The organism is Kaistia defluvii, from assembly GCF_040548815.1.
Lineage (GTDB): Bacteria > Pseudomonadota > Alphaproteobacteria > Rhizobiales > Kaistiaceae > Kaistia > Kaistia defluvii_A.
Genome location: NZ_JBEPSM010000003.1, coordinates 1 through 13869 on the forward strand (window position 1 = coordinate 1; position 13869 = coordinate 13869).

A 13869-nucleotide genomic window follows, 5' to 3' on the forward strand; every position below is an offset into this window, starting at 1 on the left:
CTAGTCATCCAAAGACAACCCGTCAAGCACCCAAATAACAAAACTCAGAGACGAGTTTTCCGTTCGCCGGCAGCGGTGCCGCCCGCGTTCTTGAGCCGGGTTATAGGCCCCAACCCAACAACCGTCAACCCAAATCCGAACCTTCCGAAACACATTCCGAAAGCCGCAATGCCGCCTGTGGACAAGGCACGGCCAGATCCACGAGAAACCTAGGGATCCCGCCGCTTACAGCTAAGCGACTGAAAAGATTAACGTTCGTTGAGAGTTGATGGGCAGGCCAGAGGCCGCCGATACGGGACCGCTCTATTGACTGGATCAACGGCACCCGAAGCCGGAGACCGAGGAGCGAACTTCCGGCTCCTGCCTTGCAAGGCAGCTGATGCCAGGATCGTGCGTCCTTCGAGGCCGGCTGCGGCGGGACCTCCGGATGATGCAGAGGGTGGGCCACCGGCCCCCCATAAGGGGTGATTGAGAAAAGGATGCCGCGAAACAGAAACGGCGGCCCGAAGGCCGCCGTTTGAAGGTGTGCGTACAGAGACTCAGGAGAGCACGCTGCCCCTAGCGCTCCATGAAGATCTCGCGTTTGCCCGCGTGGTTGGCGGGGCCGACAATGCCTTCCTGCTCCATCCGCTCCATGATCGAGGCGGCGCGGTTGTAGCCGACCTGCAAGCGGCGCTGGATGTAGGACGTGGAAGCCTTGCGGTCGCGCAGCACCACGGCCACCGCCTGCTCATAGGCGTCGCCGCCTTCCTCGCCCATCGAACTCTTGTCGAACACGGCGACGTCTTCCTCGACCGGGGCGGCCTCATCAGCCTCCTCGTCGCTGGCGGTGACGGCGTCGAGATATTCCGGACGGCCCTGCCGCTTCAGATGCGCCACAACGTGCTCGACCTCGAGATCGCTCACGAACGGGCCGTGCACGCGGGTGATGCGGCCGCCGCCGGCCATGTAAAGCATGTCGCCCTGGCCGAGCAGCTGTTCGGCGCCCATCTCGCCGAGGATAGTGCGGCTGTCGATCTTCGACGTCACCTGGAAGGAGATGCGGGTCGGGAAGTTGGCCTTGATCGTGCCGGTGATGACATCGACCGAGGGACGCTGCGTCGCCATCACCAGATGGATGCCGGCGGCGCGGGCCATCTGCGCCAAACGCTGCACGGCGCTTTCGATCTCCTTGCCGGCGACCATCATCAGATCCGCCATCTCGTCGATGATCACGACGATGAACGGCAGATGGGTCAGGTCCATCACCTGCTCTTCCTGGGTCATCTCGCCCGTCGTCCGGTCGAAACCGGTATCGATCGTGCGGGTGATGACCTCGCCATTGGCGCGAGCCTCGGCGACGCGGACGTTGAAGCCGTCAATGTTGCGCACGCCGAGGCGCGACATCTTCTTGTAGCGCTCCTCCATCTCGCGCACGGCCCATTTCAGGGCGGTGACCGCCTTCTTCGGGTCGGTGACGACGGGGGTCAGAAGATGCGGGATACCCTCATAAACCGAGAGCTCCAGCATCTTCGGATCGATCATGATCAGGCGGCATTCTTCCGGGCGGTGCCGGTAGAGCAGCGACAGGATCATGGTGTTGATCGCGACCGACTTGCCGGAGCCGGTGGTGCCGGCGACGAGGAGATGCGGCATGCGGGCGAGATCGGCAATCACCGGTTCGCCGCCGATGGTCTTCCCGAGGCAGAGGCCGAGCTTGGCCTTGGCTTCGGCGAAATCCTGGCTGGCCATCAATTCGCGCAGCCAGACCGTTTCTCGGGTCTGGTTGGGCAGCTCGATGCCGATGACGTTGCGGCCTTCGACCACGGCGACGCGCGCGGATACCGCGCTCATCGAACGGGCGATATCGCCGGACAGGCCGATGACGCGGCTCGACTTGGTGCCGGGCGCCGGCTCCAGCTCATAGAGCGTGACGACCGGGCCGGGATTGGCGTCGATGATCTCGCCGCGAACGCCGAAATCGCGCAGCGTCTGCTGCAGGAACGTCGAGTTCTGGTCGAGATATTCGGCCGAGAGCTCGAAGGGCGGCTCGGTGACGGGCGGCTCGGCCAGCAGCTCGAGCGGCGGCAACTCGTACTCGCCGGCATGGAAGCTGACCACCGTCTCGGCGCGAACCGGCGCGGGCTGGGCCTCGGCAACGACTTCGACGGGAGCTGCAGCAGCGGGCTGGGGCGCCGCCGCTTCCACCGGCTCGCTGGCGACGGAGTCGAGGAAGCTCTCGCGGCGCAGGCGGCGCTGCTCCCGTGAACGGGCGCTCAGGCTTTGCGCCGGCGTGACCCAGATCGGCCATTCGAACCAAACCTGAATCGAGGCCTGGACGAAACCGGGCAGCAGGGTTTCGGGCGTGCGCAGCACCGGGGCGATGATCTGCGGCACGGTTGAGACCGGAGCCGCGACCGCTTCGGGCTTCGCCTCGGCGATGGCGGGCGCTGCCGGCGCCTCTGCCTTGGGCTCCGGACGGACCGGACGGGAAACCCGGCCCGGGGCAAGGTCGGCGGCCGGAATGCGCGGCGCGGCGACGGGCGCCTCTTCGAGCCCGATGACACGCGGCGGCGGCACGGCGCGGCCGACCTGGATCAGGCGCTCGAGCCGGCGAATGTTGGAAGGCCGCGCGGCGGCAACGATCTCGGCCTGATGCGCGTCGGCGTCGGAAACCGGCGTCTCGGCCGGCGGCGGGGGCGGCGCCAGTTCGACCAGCGCTTCGACCGACGCTGCGATCGGCTCGACCACCTCGGGGACGGCCACTTCAACTACTTCGGGAATGGCTTCAACCGGGGCCGCTGCCTCGGGCGCGTCACCATCCGCGCCTTCGCCCTCGGATGCGGAGCCGCGCGGGCGACGCAGATAGTCGGGCGTGCGGGTGAAGCGGGCGTTCATGCCGGCGGTGAAGGGCTGCAGCCAGGAGGGCAGCGGCTCGCCATCGGGGCCGAGCACCGGCGCATCGCGGGGCGCGGCCGGCGCGGGCTGGTGCGCCGGCGGAACTGGGGGCGCTACCGGCGCGCGGGACGAAGTGGCATAGCGGGGCGCCTCCCGATCCATCGAATTCGGCACGGCCGGTTCGGCGGGAATGAAGGCGAGAGGATTGGGAGGCCGATTGGAAGAACGCATGTTTGTCGCTGACCCTGGTACGCGGTCTGGCCGACCGTTGCTGGTCGCTCAGGAATACGAAGAACAGCGTTAACGAATGGTTTGAGCCGGACCGACAATCCACCATTCGGGGCCGCTGTTGCACGGGGTCCACAGGGCTGCCCGACAGGCGTCGCAACGCCGGCGGGAAGCGGCTGTTGAACAGGCCCGGAGGCCAGCGCGGCATTGCGGGAAAATGCCGGCCCGATTTTCCCGCTTGTCGAAACGAGAGAGCCGACGCAAGCTGATGAAATCGGCGTGGAGCCGAAGAGTTAAACGTTTATCCAGGAGGGATCTCGCGCATGGATACGATCGACCCGACGGCCAGCCAGGAGGGCGTCGCCGCTGTCTCCTACAAGGATCCCGCCGCGCCGGCTCTGTTTACCGATTCGCTGCACCGCACCGGCTTTGGCGTCGTTCGCGACCATCCGATTCCGCAGGCCCTCGTCGAGGAGGTCTATGCCGAATGGCTCGACTTCTTTAACGGCGACGCCAAGCACGCCTATGCCTTCGACAAGGCCAAGCATGACGGCTTCTTTTCCTCGGCGGTTTCGGAAACGGCCAAGGGCAATACCAAGCGCGACCTCAAGGAATTTTTCCACGTCTTCCCCTGGGGGCGCTATCCGGCCGAGGTCTCGGATGCGGCGCGACGCTATTATGCGCTGGCCAGCGAATTCGCCGGCGAGCTGCTCTCCTGGGTCGAGGCGCATACGCCGCCGGAAGTCAGCGCCAAATTCTCCATGCCACTTGCCAAGATGATCGAGGACAGTCCGGCGACCCTGCTGCGCATCCTGCGCTATCCGCCGCTGACCGGCGAGGAAGAGCCCGGCGCCGTGCGGGCGGCGGCGCATGAGGACATCAACCTGCTGACCGTGCTGCCGGCGTCGAACGAACGCGGCCTGCAGTTACGGACCGCGACCGGCGAATGGGCCGACGTGCCGTCCGATTTCGGCACGCTGGTGATCAATGTCGGCGACATGCTGCAGGAGGCTTCCGGCGGCTTCTACAAATCGACGACGCACCGCGTGGTGAACCCCTCCGGCGACGGCGCCCGCCGCTCGCGCGTCTCGATTCCGCTGTTTTTGCAGCCGCGCCCGGACGTGGTGCTGTCGGAGCGCTACACGGCCGAATCCTACATGGACGAGCGCCTGCGCCAGCTCGGCGTCAAATAGAGCTCCAGGCTCGCGGGATAGGGGTCAGTCCGAATGGCCCGCCCCTATCCTGGCGCCCGTCAGATCGCGCGCACGCTGTCGCGCTCGGTCAGCTCGACGTCGAGCGAGGTGACGTCGCTCGCCTCGGGATCGGTCATCAGGGTGAGAATCCGCGCCACGACATGGGTGGCGATCTGCGGAATCGAGGGCGATACGGTGGTGAGGCGCGGTGCGCACTGCTCCGTCTGCTTGCAGTCGATATAGCTCAGCACCGAGAGATCGCCGGGCACGTTGATGCCGAGCTGGTAGGCGGCCTGCAGCACGCCGAAACCAAACTGTGTGCCATAGGTGAAGACGGCCGTCGGCCGGGGCGATTTCTCCAGCATCGCCCGCGCCCGGTCGCGCGCATCGGGAAAATCATAGCCCGTCTCGACCATCCAGCGCGGGTCGAGATTGAGGCCGAGGCGTGCGGCGGCCTTGCGCGAACCGGCCAGCAATCCCTGCGCGCGCGGCAGGCTCGGGCCGGTCATCAGGCCGATGTCGCGGTGGCCGCGCTCGGCCAGATAGGTCAGCGCCATCTCGGCGCCGAGGTCGAGATGCTCGACCAGGCCCTGCTCGCGAAACTCGGCCAATCGGTCCCAGTTCAGCATCACGCAGGGCAATTGCGCCGCCAGCGTCGCCTCGTCCTCGATCCATTCATCGGAATGGCCGAGCACGACGACGCCGGCCGCGCGCTGCAGCAGCGAGGCCAGGGCGCCGCCGCGCCGCATCTTTTCCAGCGTCGCGATCTGCACCCGCAACACGCTCAGATCGTGCCGCTCGAAACGCGCCTCGATCGCCGCCGAAACGTCGTCGAAAAACGAGGTATCGGCGTGCGGCGCCGCCAGGAAGATGACCGGGACCTGGGCCGTCTTGAACCAAGCGGCCATCGAATCCTTGCTGTAGTCGAGATCGGCGATCGCCTTGCCGATGCGCTCCGCCGTCGCTTCGCTGACCGCCTTGGTCTTGTTCATGTAGTGCGAGACCGTGGCGATCGATACGCCCGCCAGCGCCGCTACATCCTTGATCGTGCTCATGCCCGCCACCCCATTCGCGCGATCATGCCGTCTCGTCGCCGCCTGTCCAGTCCCTTGGCCACCGAGGCACGCATCGTCGCATCCTTCCCTGCCCGCTTCTTCGGCGATGTTCGCCTGAGAAATCGTCTTGACGCGCCGACAACCTCGATTAAGCTCATGGAAAACGTTTAACTGATTTCAATTCGGTCGTCATCCGGGCCGTGGCGACCGGCCAAGAAAATCCGCCCGAACCAGAGCGAACAACGAGCAGGGACAACCCAGATCATGGCGCATATCACCCGCAGGGGCCTTTCCACCCTTCTTCTCGCCTCCGTCGCGACCGCGACGCTCGGCCTCGCCGCCTCGACCGGGGCTGCCCTGGCCGATGGCCCGAAGAAGGTGGTCTTCCTCGTCAACGGCAATCTCGGCGACAAGTCCTTCTTCGATCTCGGCGCCGCCGGCATGAAGCAGATCAAGGCGAAATACGGTGACGCGGTCGAGACCAAGGTCATCGAGATGGGCACCGACCAGACCAAGTGGCTGCCGACCTTCGAGGACGTCTCGGAGCAGGGTTTTGACCTGATCGTCTCGTCGACCTTCGAGATCGCCGACATCCTGAGCGAGGTCGCGCCGAACCATCCCGACCAGACTTATGTGCTCGTCGATGGCGTCATGCCCTATGAGAAGGGCGGCTATGACAACGTCTATTCCGTCGTCTTCAAGCAGAATGAGGGCTCCTACCTCGCCGGCATCCTCGCCGCCGGCCTGCTGAAGGACGGCACCATTCCCGCCGACCAGGGCACGTCGATCGGCTTCCTCGGCGGCATGGACATCCCCGTCATCAACGATTTCCTCACCGGCTATGTCGAAGGCGCGAAGTCGGTCAATCCGGACATCAAGGTGGCGATCTCCTATGCCGGCTCGTTCAACGACGCCGCCAAGGGCAAGGAACTGGCACTGGCGCAGTACCGCACCGGCACGGCGATCGGCTTCAACGTCGCCGGCTTGACCGGCCTCGGCCAGCTCGCCGCCGCCAAGGATGTCGGCAAATGGGCGCTCGGCGTCAATTCCGACCAGGAAGCGATCTTCAAGGAGAGCGACCCGGCCATGGCCGCCAAGGTGGCGACCTCGATGGTCAAGAACATCGACGTCTCGATCCTGCGCACCTACGACCTGTTCCTGGAAGGAAAGCTGCCGGTCGGCAAGGTGGAAGCCATTGGCCTGGCGGAAAATGCCGTCGGCCTGGTCGAGACCGGCAACATGAAGACGCTCGCCTCGGACGATCTGAAGAAGCAGATCGAGACGGCCCGCGCCGGCATCATCGACGGTTCGATCAAGGTCACCTCGGCCTTCGGCCTGGAGACGGACAAGCTCAACGCGCTGCGCGACAGCGTTCGCCCCTGAGCCTTCGTTTCCGAAGCCCTGCCCGATAGCCCTGGAGGTCGCATGACCGATCGGCCCCTTATCGCCTTTGCCGGCATCTCCAAGACCTATGGCAACGGCACCCTCGCGCTCGACGACGTGTCGTTCGCGATCCGGCCCGGCGTCATCCATGCCGTCTGCGGCGAAAATGGCGCCGGCAAATCGACCCTGATGAAGATCCTGTTCGGCCTCGAGCAGCCCTCATCGGGTTCGATTCAGCTGGATGGCGAGGCGGTGGCGATCGCCTCGCCCCGCGTCGCCGCCGAAAGGGGCATCGGCATGGTTCACCAGCATTTCTCGCTGGTGCCCTCGCTCTCCGTCGCCGAGAACATCGTTCTGGGCCAAGAGCCGCGCCGGGGTGCGTTTCTCGACCGGGTGGCCGCACGCCGCCGGGTCGAGGAATTGTCCCGGCGCTACAATCTCGCCGTCGACCCGGACGCGACGGTACGCACGCTCTCCGTCGCCGCGCAGCAGAAGGTCGAAATCCTCAAGGCGCTGTCGCGTGACGTCCGCGTGCTGATCCTCGACGAGCCGACGGCCGTGCTGACCCCGCCCGAGACCGAGGAATTGTTCGACCGGCTGCGCGACATGCGCGCCGCGGGCCTCACCATCCTCTTCATCTCGCACAAGCTGCGCGAGGTCCGCGCCTTAGCCAGCCATGTCACCGTGCTGCGCGCGGGAAAGCTTGTCGGCGACGCGCCGCTGGCCGCCATCGACGACGAGGCGATCGCCCGGCTCGTCATGGGCCAGGCGGCAGGCCCGGCGCTGAAGCGCGGCGGCCGGTCCTCCGGCGCGCCACGCGTCGTCGTCACCGGCGTTCATCTGAAGGCCCGCGACGCCAATGACCGCGTGGAGGGCATCGACCTGACCGTGCATGCCGGCGAAATCCTCGGGGTCGCCGGCGTCGATGGCAGCGGCCAGCGCGGCCTCGTCTCGCTGCTGACCGGCCGCGCCCAGCCGACGACCGGCGCCATCACCTATGAGGGCAAGCCGTCCGCCGGCCTCGGCACGGCGGCGTTGCGCCGGCTTGGCCTCGCCCACCTGCCGGCCGACCGGTTCCAGGATGGTGGCTCGAAGCGCATGACGCTGGTCGAGAACGCCATGGCCGGCGCCCACCGCCTTGCCGCCTTTTCGACCGGCCCTTTCCTGAAGCGCCGCGCGATGGAGACGCGGACGGAGGAGATGATCGCGCGCTACAAGGTGCGCTGCCCGGGCCCGAACGCGCCGCTCTCTGCGCTTTCTGGCGGCAATGCGCAGAAGCTGATCGCGGCACGCGAATTCGCCACCGAGCCGCATTTCATGATCGCCGACCAGCCGACGCGCGGCATCGACGTCGCCGCCGCCGCCTTCCTGCATGAGCGGCTCGCCGAGCTCGCGGCCAAGGGCGGCGCGGTACTGCTGATCACCGCCGATCTCGACGAACTGCTGACCCTCTCCGACCGCATCGTCATCCTCTATGCCGGCCGTATCGTCGCCCGGCTGGAGAACGAACCCGGCCTGACGCCGGAACGGCTCGGCCCCTACATGCTCGGGCTGGAGAGCGCCGCATGATCCGCTCCGCTTTTGCGTCCTTCGTCATCACCGCCATCCTGCTGGTTCTAGTCGTCGGCATCGTGCTCGTGCCGATCGCCATGAGCCTTCCCGATCCGCTCGCCGTGCTCGATACCTTCGTGTTCGGCCCGTTCCGCAATCCGCGCCATACGGGCAACATCATCGAGATGGCGACGCCGGCGATGATGTGCGGGCTCGCCGTCGCCGTGATGTTCCGGGCCGGCATGTTCAATCTCGGCGTCGAAGGCGCGTTCTTCCTCGGCGGCCTCGCCACGGTCGCCACCGTGCTGCTGGTGCCGCTGCCCGCCTTCGCCATGGCGCCGGTCGGCATTCTCGTCGGCGCCGTCGTCGGGTCCAGCGTCTGCGCCGTGCCGGGCTATCTGCGCGCGCGCTATGACGCGTCCGAACTGGTCTCGTCGCTGATGTTGAACTTCGCCGCCCTGTTCATCGGCCTGTTCGTCGTCAACTACTTCCTGCGCGATCCCGCCGCCGGCGCCATGGTGTCGTTCAAGATCCCGGCCGAGGCCAAGCTGCCGAAGCTCATCACCGGCACACGCATCCATCTCGGCACGCTGATCGCGCTCGCCGCCTGTGGCCTCGGCGCCGTGTACCTGTTCATGACGCGGGCCGGCTTCGAGGCGCGCATCGTCGGCTCCAATCCGAGCTTCGCCGCCCATCTCGGCCTGCCGATCCGCTCGATCCTGCTGCGTTCGCAGGTGATCGGCGGCCTGATCGCCGCCGGCGCAGGGGGCATCGAGATGCTCGGCCTCTACCAGCGCTTCTCCTGGCAGTCGCTGCCCGGCAATGGCTGGACCGGCGTCGTCGTGGCGATCCTCGCCCGCGACAACCCGATCCTGCTGATCCCGGCCGCGCTGTTCCTCTCCTACCTGCAGGTCGGCGGCGACCTGATCGCCCGCAATTTCGACGTGCCGAGCGAGGCGGTCGGGTTGATCCAGGCGCTGGTCCTGATCGTCGTCACCGCCCAGGCGATCATGCGCAACCCACGCCTGATCCGCCTCGTCGCGGGCAAGAAGCCGGCCGCCAGCCCGGCCCAGGAAACCAAGGCCGTCGAGGGAAGCGTCGCATGACCGATTTCGATCTCGCTTCCCTCATCACCTTCATCCCGGCCATCCTGCGCGTCACCACGCCGATCCTGCTCGCAGCCCTTGGCGTGCTGATCTCCGAGCGCGCCGGCGTGCTCAATATCGGCGTCGAGGGCATGATGCTCACCGGCGCCTTTGCCGGCGTCGTGGTCAGCGCCGCGACCGGCAGCGCGTCGCTCGGCTTCCTCGCCGCGCTGATAGCCGGCGGGCTGCTCGGCGCCCTTCTCTCCTTCGCCGTGCATGTGCTGAAATCCGACCTGATCCTGTCCGGCATCGCCCTCAACATGGCGGCCGCCGCTGGCACGACGCTGCTGCTCTTCATGCTGACGGGCGACAAGGGGATGTCGGGCTCGCTGTCGAGCAAGGTGCTGCCCCATCTCACCATCCCCGTCATCGCCGGCATTCCGGTGCTCGGCACGCTGCTATCCGGCCATCACATTTTGACCTATGCCGCCTTCCTGGCGGTGCCGGGCGTCGGCCTGTTCCTGATGCGCACGCCGATGGGTCTCCGGCTGCGCGCGGTCGGCGAAAATCCGGAATCGGCGGCCATTGCCGGCATCAATGTCCGCCGCGTGCAGATCGGCGCGCTGGTCACGTCCGGCGTCTTCGCCGGCGCGGCCGGCGCGTTCCTGTCGATGGGCTATGTCAGCTGGTTCTCGCAGAACATGAGCGCCGGCCGCGGCTTCATCGCACTCGCCGCTGAGGTGATGGGCCATGGCAGCGCGTCGGGCACGATGTTCGCCTCGCTGCTGCTCGGCCTCGCCGAGGCGGCGTCGATCGCGCTGCAGGGCGCCGGCCTGCCCAGCGAGCTGATGCAGACCGTGCCCTATCTTGTCCCCGTCATCGCCCTCGTCGTCCACGCCCGCCGCCGCCAGCGCCAGCTGGCGCGGGCGTGATTCCCCGGCGAAGGCGCCACCCCTTCCCTTCTTGCCCGACCGCCGTATCCCGGCCGGACGGGACCGACAGCCAAAGGAAATTCTCCGCATGAACAAGACCAAGGTCATCTTCGACACCGATCCCGGCGTCGACGACGCCATGGCGCTGCTCTTCCTGCACCACGCGCCGGAAATCGAGCTGGTCGGCATCACGACGACGCTGGGCAACGGCACGATCGAGACGACCACCCGCAACGCGCTCTACCTGGCCGAGCGCTTCGGCATCGACGTTCCGGTCGCGCAGGGCCCGGCCACACCGCTGGTCGGCCCGGCCGGCGAGCCGCCGCATTACGTCCATGGCCATAACGCGCTGGGCGATATCCCGCTGCCCGATACCATCGCCAAGACGGTCGACCCGCGCCCGGCGCACCGGCTGATCATCGACCTCGTGCGGGAAAGCCCGGGCGAGATCGCCATCGTCGCGGTCGGCCGCATGACCAATCTGGCTCTGGCGCTGCGCGAGGACCCGGAGATCGCCGGCCTCGTGAAACAGGTCGTCATCATGGGCGGCGCCTTCGGCTTCCATGGCAACCACGGCAATGTCACGCCGGCAGCCGAGGCCAACATCATCGGCGATCCGCTCGCCGCCGACGAGGTGACGGGCGGCAGCTGGCCGATCACCATGGTCGGACTCGACGTCACCCAGCGCACGCAGCTCACGACCGAATATCTGGAAGCGCTGGCACGCGACGGCGGCGAAGCCGGCCAGTTCATCTGGGACATCACCCGCTTCTATGTCGCCTTCCACCACGCGGCCGGCGTGCCGAACATGTTCGTGCACGATTCCTCCGCCGTGGCCTATCTGATCGATCCCACCCTGTTCACGACGCGAAGCGGCGCGATCCGGGTCATCACCGAGGGCATGGCGATCGGCCAGACCATCCAGAAGCCGGATGGCTACGCCTTCCCGCCCGGCGACTGGGACAACCGGCCTTCGCACAAGATCTGCACCGAGGTCGATGCCGAGCGCTTCAAGGCGTTGTACCGCCAGACGATTCTCCGCGGGGCATAGGCGCGACCGGCGCCGGCAGGGTCAGGAGCACGACCCGCCGGTCGCCGAGGCTGTGCGGCTGGGCGTCGATGCCGGCAAGCTCGCCCACGGCAGCCAGCTGCTCCGCGGGCGGAACTTCCTCGTCATGCAGCAACGTGACGAGGCGCAGCGGGTGGCGGATCGTCTCCCGCGTCACCGCGCCGAGATGGATTGGGTGCCGGGCCGCGTCATCGACGGCGAGATTCGTCGTTGGCCAGAAGCGCAGCACCAGCCGGCTGTCGGGGCCGAGCGGGCGCACCAAAGTCAGTGCCGCGAAGCGGCCGACATGGGTGAGCGGCAAGGGCGGCAATTGCGCCAGCGTCGCATCCGGCGACAGGAACCGCGCCATGGCGACGGCATCCCCCGAGGGGGCTTCCTGCCAGCCGGCGCCGACCAGCGCGGCACGCAACGCCACGACATCGACATCGGCCTGCAGCGGCAGCGCGCCGCCCTCGGAGCCGTCCAGCTCCCAGCGCTGCGCCGGAAGCGTGCTCCAGCCGCCGTCGAGCCAGTTGGCCTCGACCAAGGTCGTTTCGGGCATGCGCGGCCGGTAGGCCTCGAGCGCGGTCGGGAAATGCAGGTAGATCCGCACGCCGCCCGCAACGGCGAGCGCCACCACGACGACGGCGGCGAACCGCCAGGGCTGCATGGCGCGGATATCGGTGCGGCGGAACACCAGCGCGTAGATCGCCGCCAGCGCCGATCCCAGCATTAGGCCGGCCAGCACATCGGATGGCCAGTGCGCGGCGAGATAGACGCGCGAGGCGGCGACCGCCGCGATCAGCAGCCCGGCCAGCCCGAAGCCGACGATCTTCCAGCGCAGGGCTGCATGATGCGTCGCCAGCCAGGCGATCGAGGCATAAAGCGCGGCGGTGGACGTGGCGTGGCCGCTCGGGAAGCTGAAGGCATCGGCCCCGGAATAGAGATCGATCGGCCGGGGAATGAGCAGCACGCTTTTCAGGAGCGGGACCGACAGCGCCGCCAGCGCCAGGGTCACGACCAGCCCGCCGGCCAGCTTTCGCTTGCCATGCGACAGGATCCAGAGCGCGGCCGCGGCCAGCACGGCGGTGATGACGACGCCGTCGCCGACGCTGGTGATGGCGATCATCGCCTTGTCGAACGCCGGCGTGCGCCAGCCCTGTACCAGCGTCGAGATCGCGGCATCCATGCGGGTGATCGGCTCGCGCATGAAGACGTCTTCGGCGAGACCGACAAAGGCACGCGCCAGCGCGATCGCAGCGATGCCCATGACGATCAGCGTCGAGGTGCCGGGATCGTCGGGATCGAGGACATAGACGACGGCGCGGTCGAGCCATGTGCCGCGCCGCTTGCAGCCGACGACGAAATGGCGATAGCGCCGCGCGAGGCTGGGGGCGATCCAGCGTATGGCGAGATGGAGCGCCCAGATGGCGAGGCCCGCCAGAATCAGCGCGCCGACGACGAGGGCGACCAGCCGTCCGGCGATCGACCCGAGCACGCCGAGCGCCAGTCCCATGCCGGCGCCGGGCAGGATATGGGCCGGCGCCCAGACAAGGGCCGAGAGAATATTGACGACATAGAAGCGCAGAGGCTTCATGCCGACGACTCCGGCCACCACCGGAATGATGGCGCGAACGCCGGGCACGAACCGGCCGATCGCCACGCTCATCGCGCCGAAGCGATGAAAGAACGCCTCGCCCTTGTCGAACAGCTCGGGTCGCTCGCGGAGCGGCCAGGTGGCGCGGATCCGCTCCTTGTAGCGATGGCCAAGCCAGTAGGAGACGCCATCGCCGGCGATCGCGCCGAGCGTCGCCCAGAGCAGGACCGGCCAAAGCGGCAGATCCCCCAGGCCGACCACCGCCCCGATGGCGATCAGGATCGCCGTTCCTGGCACGAACATGCCGATGACCGCGATCGATTCGGCCATGGCGGTAACGAAGACGAGCAGGCCCGCCCAATGCGGGTGCTGGGCAACCAGGTCGATGAAGGACTGCAGCCAATCGTTCATGACAGCGTCCGGCCGCGACCTGGATGGGCCCGGCACTGCATCAGGCGGCAGCCTCGGTGTTGCCGATCTGGAGGACGGTCAGGCGTTTGATGTCGCCATTGCGGGTTTCCCAGCTGATCGATTCACCGACGCCGACGCCGATCAGCGCCGCGCCGATCGGGGTCAGAACGGAGATGCGGCCCTGGCCGATATCGGCGTCTTCCGGATAGACCAGCGTCACCTTGCGCACGGTACCGGCCGTATCGTCGCGGAACTCGACCTCATGGCCCATTCGCACGAAGGGATGGGCCCGCTTGCCATCGGCGACGATCCGCGCACGGTCGAGTTCCTCCGTCAGTACCGCCGCGACATCGGGAACCGTGTGCGTGGCCGCGCGGGCGAGCGTCGAAAGCCGCTCGTGATCGGCAGCGAGGATGGTGATCCGGGGCTTCGCGCGGCTGGCGCTGCGGGTGGTCATGGCGATGGTCTCCAAGGTTTGGTCGGGGACGGCTCGCGCTGAAGCGGCGATC

10 protein-coding genes are annotated in these 13869 nt (G+C 67.4%); 6 read left to right on the forward strand and 4 right to left on the reverse strand.

Annotated features, from left to right (window positions below):
* Nucleotides 1–558 precede the first annotated feature (558 nt).
* Nucleotides 559–3108, reverse strand: coding sequence for a DNA translocase FtsK (locus tag ABIE08_RS16895; protein ID WP_354552849.1), 2550 nt, complete (start codon nucleotides 3106–3108; stop codon nucleotides 559–561).
* A 320-nt stretch (nucleotides 3109–3428) separates the two neighbouring features.
* Here ABIE08_RS16895 and ABIE08_RS16900 point away from each other — a divergent pair, with 320 nt between their 5' ends.
* Entirely contained in the window at nucleotides 3429–4298 is an 870-nt protein-coding gene (locus ABIE08_RS16900; RefSeq protein WP_354552851.1) for an isopenicillin N synthase family dioxygenase, read from the forward strand.
* 59 nt (nucleotides 4299–4357) lie between these two features.
* On the opposite strand, the gene ABIE08_RS16905 is transcribed toward ABIE08_RS16900, so the two are convergent.
* Nucleotides 4358–5353, reverse strand: coding sequence for a LacI family DNA-binding transcriptional regulator (locus tag ABIE08_RS16905; protein WP_354552853.1), 996 nt, complete (start codon nucleotides 5351–5353; stop codon nucleotides 4358–4360).
* Between the two features lie 264 nt (nucleotides 5354–5617).
* Here ABIE08_RS16905 and ABIE08_RS16910 point away from each other — a divergent pair, with 264 nt between their 5' ends.
* The 5 genes from ABIE08_RS16910 to ABIE08_RS16930 all read left to right on the forward strand — a co-directional run bounded on the left by ABIE08_RS16910 (nucleotide 5618) and on the right by ABIE08_RS16930 (nucleotide 11355).
* The gene (locus ABIE08_RS16910) at nucleotides 5618–6736 is read left to right on the forward strand and encodes a BMP family ABC transporter substrate-binding protein (RefSeq protein ID WP_354552855.1); all 1119 of its coding nucleotides are present in this window, start codon (nucleotides 5618–5620) and stop codon (nucleotides 6734–6736) included.
* 42 nt (nucleotides 6737–6778) lie between these two features.
* On the forward strand, nucleotides 6779–8305 hold the full coding sequence (locus ABIE08_RS16915; protein ID WP_354552857.1) for an ABC transporter ATP-binding protein: 1527 nt from the start codon (nucleotides 6779–6781) through the stop codon (nucleotides 8303–8305).
* Entirely contained in the window at nucleotides 8302–9393 is a 1092-nt protein-coding gene (locus tag ABIE08_RS16920) for an ABC transporter permease (protein ID WP_354552858.1), read from the forward strand. The genes ABIE08_RS16915 and ABIE08_RS16920 overlap by 4 nt, the downstream gene beginning before the upstream one ends.
* A complete protein-coding gene (locus tag ABIE08_RS16925) occupies nucleotides 9390–10304 on the forward strand; it encodes an ABC transporter permease (RefSeq protein WP_354552860.1) in 915 nt (304 codons plus the stop codon). The genes ABIE08_RS16920 and ABIE08_RS16925 overlap by 4 nt, the downstream gene beginning before the upstream one ends.
* An 88-nt stretch (nucleotides 10305–10392) precedes the next feature.
* A complete protein-coding gene (locus ABIE08_RS16930) occupies nucleotides 10393–11355 on the forward strand; it encodes a nucleoside hydrolase (protein WP_354552862.1) in 963 nt (320 codons plus the stop codon).
* On the opposite strand, the gene ABIE08_RS16935 is transcribed toward ABIE08_RS16930, so the two are convergent.
* Together ABIE08_RS16935 and rnk are read right to left on the reverse strand one after the other, a co-directional pair.
* Nucleotides 11315–13360, reverse strand: a complete 2046-nt coding sequence (locus ABIE08_RS16935; protein WP_354552863.1) for a bifunctional DedA family/phosphatase PAP2 family protein — start codon at nucleotides 13358–13360, stop codon at nucleotides 11315–11317. The genes ABIE08_RS16930 and ABIE08_RS16935 overlap by 41 nt on opposite strands.
* 40 nt (nucleotides 13361–13400) lie before the next feature.
* Nucleotides 13401–13817 carry a nucleoside diphosphate kinase regulator gene (gene rnk, locus ABIE08_RS16940; RefSeq protein ID WP_354552865.1) on the reverse strand — a complete coding sequence of 139 codons (417 nt, stop codon included), beginning with the start codon at nucleotides 13815–13817 and terminating at the stop codon, nucleotides 13401–13403.
* Nucleotides 13818–13869: the final 52 nt, after the last annotated feature.

Bases quoted from the DNA above. Each gene is read 5' to 3' on its own strand.
- ABIE08_RS16935 (WP_354552863.1), bottom strand. From the start codon at position 13,360: ATGAACGATTGGCTGCAGTCCTTCATCGACCTGGTTGCCCAGCACCCG.
- ABIE08_RS16910 (WP_354552855.1), top strand. From the start codon at position 5,618: ATGGCGCATATCACCCGCAGGGGCCTTTCCACCCTTCTTCTCGCCTCC.
- rnk (WP_354552865.1), bottom strand. From the start codon at position 13,817: ATGACCACCCGCAGCGCCAGCCGCGCGAAGCCCCGGATCACCATCCTC.
- ABIE08_RS16920 (WP_354552858.1), top strand. From the start codon at position 8,302: ATGATCCGCTCCGCTTTTGCGTCCTTCGTCATCACCGCCATCCTGCTG.
- ABIE08_RS16925 (WP_354552860.1), top strand. From the start codon at position 9,390: ATGACCGATTTCGATCTCGCTTCCCTCATCACCTTCATCCCGGCCATC.
- ABIE08_RS16915 (WP_354552857.1), top strand. From the start codon at position 6,779: ATGACCGATCGGCCCCTTATCGCCTTTGCCGGCATCTCCAAGACCTAT.
- ABIE08_RS16905 (WP_354552853.1), bottom strand. From the start codon at position 5,353: ATGAGCACGATCAAGGATGTAGCGGCGCTGGCGGGCGTATCGATCGCC.
- ABIE08_RS16895 (WP_354552849.1), bottom strand. From the start codon at position 3,108: ATGCGTTCTTCCAATCGGCCTCCCAATCCTCTCGCCTTCATTCCCGCC.
- ABIE08_RS16930 (WP_354552862.1), top strand. From the start codon at position 10,393: ATGAACAAGACCAAGGTCATCTTCGACACCGATCCCGGCGTCGACGAC.
- ABIE08_RS16900 (WP_354552851.1), top strand. From the start codon at position 3,429: ATGGATACGATCGACCCGACGGCCAGCCAGGAGGGCGTCGCCGCTGTC.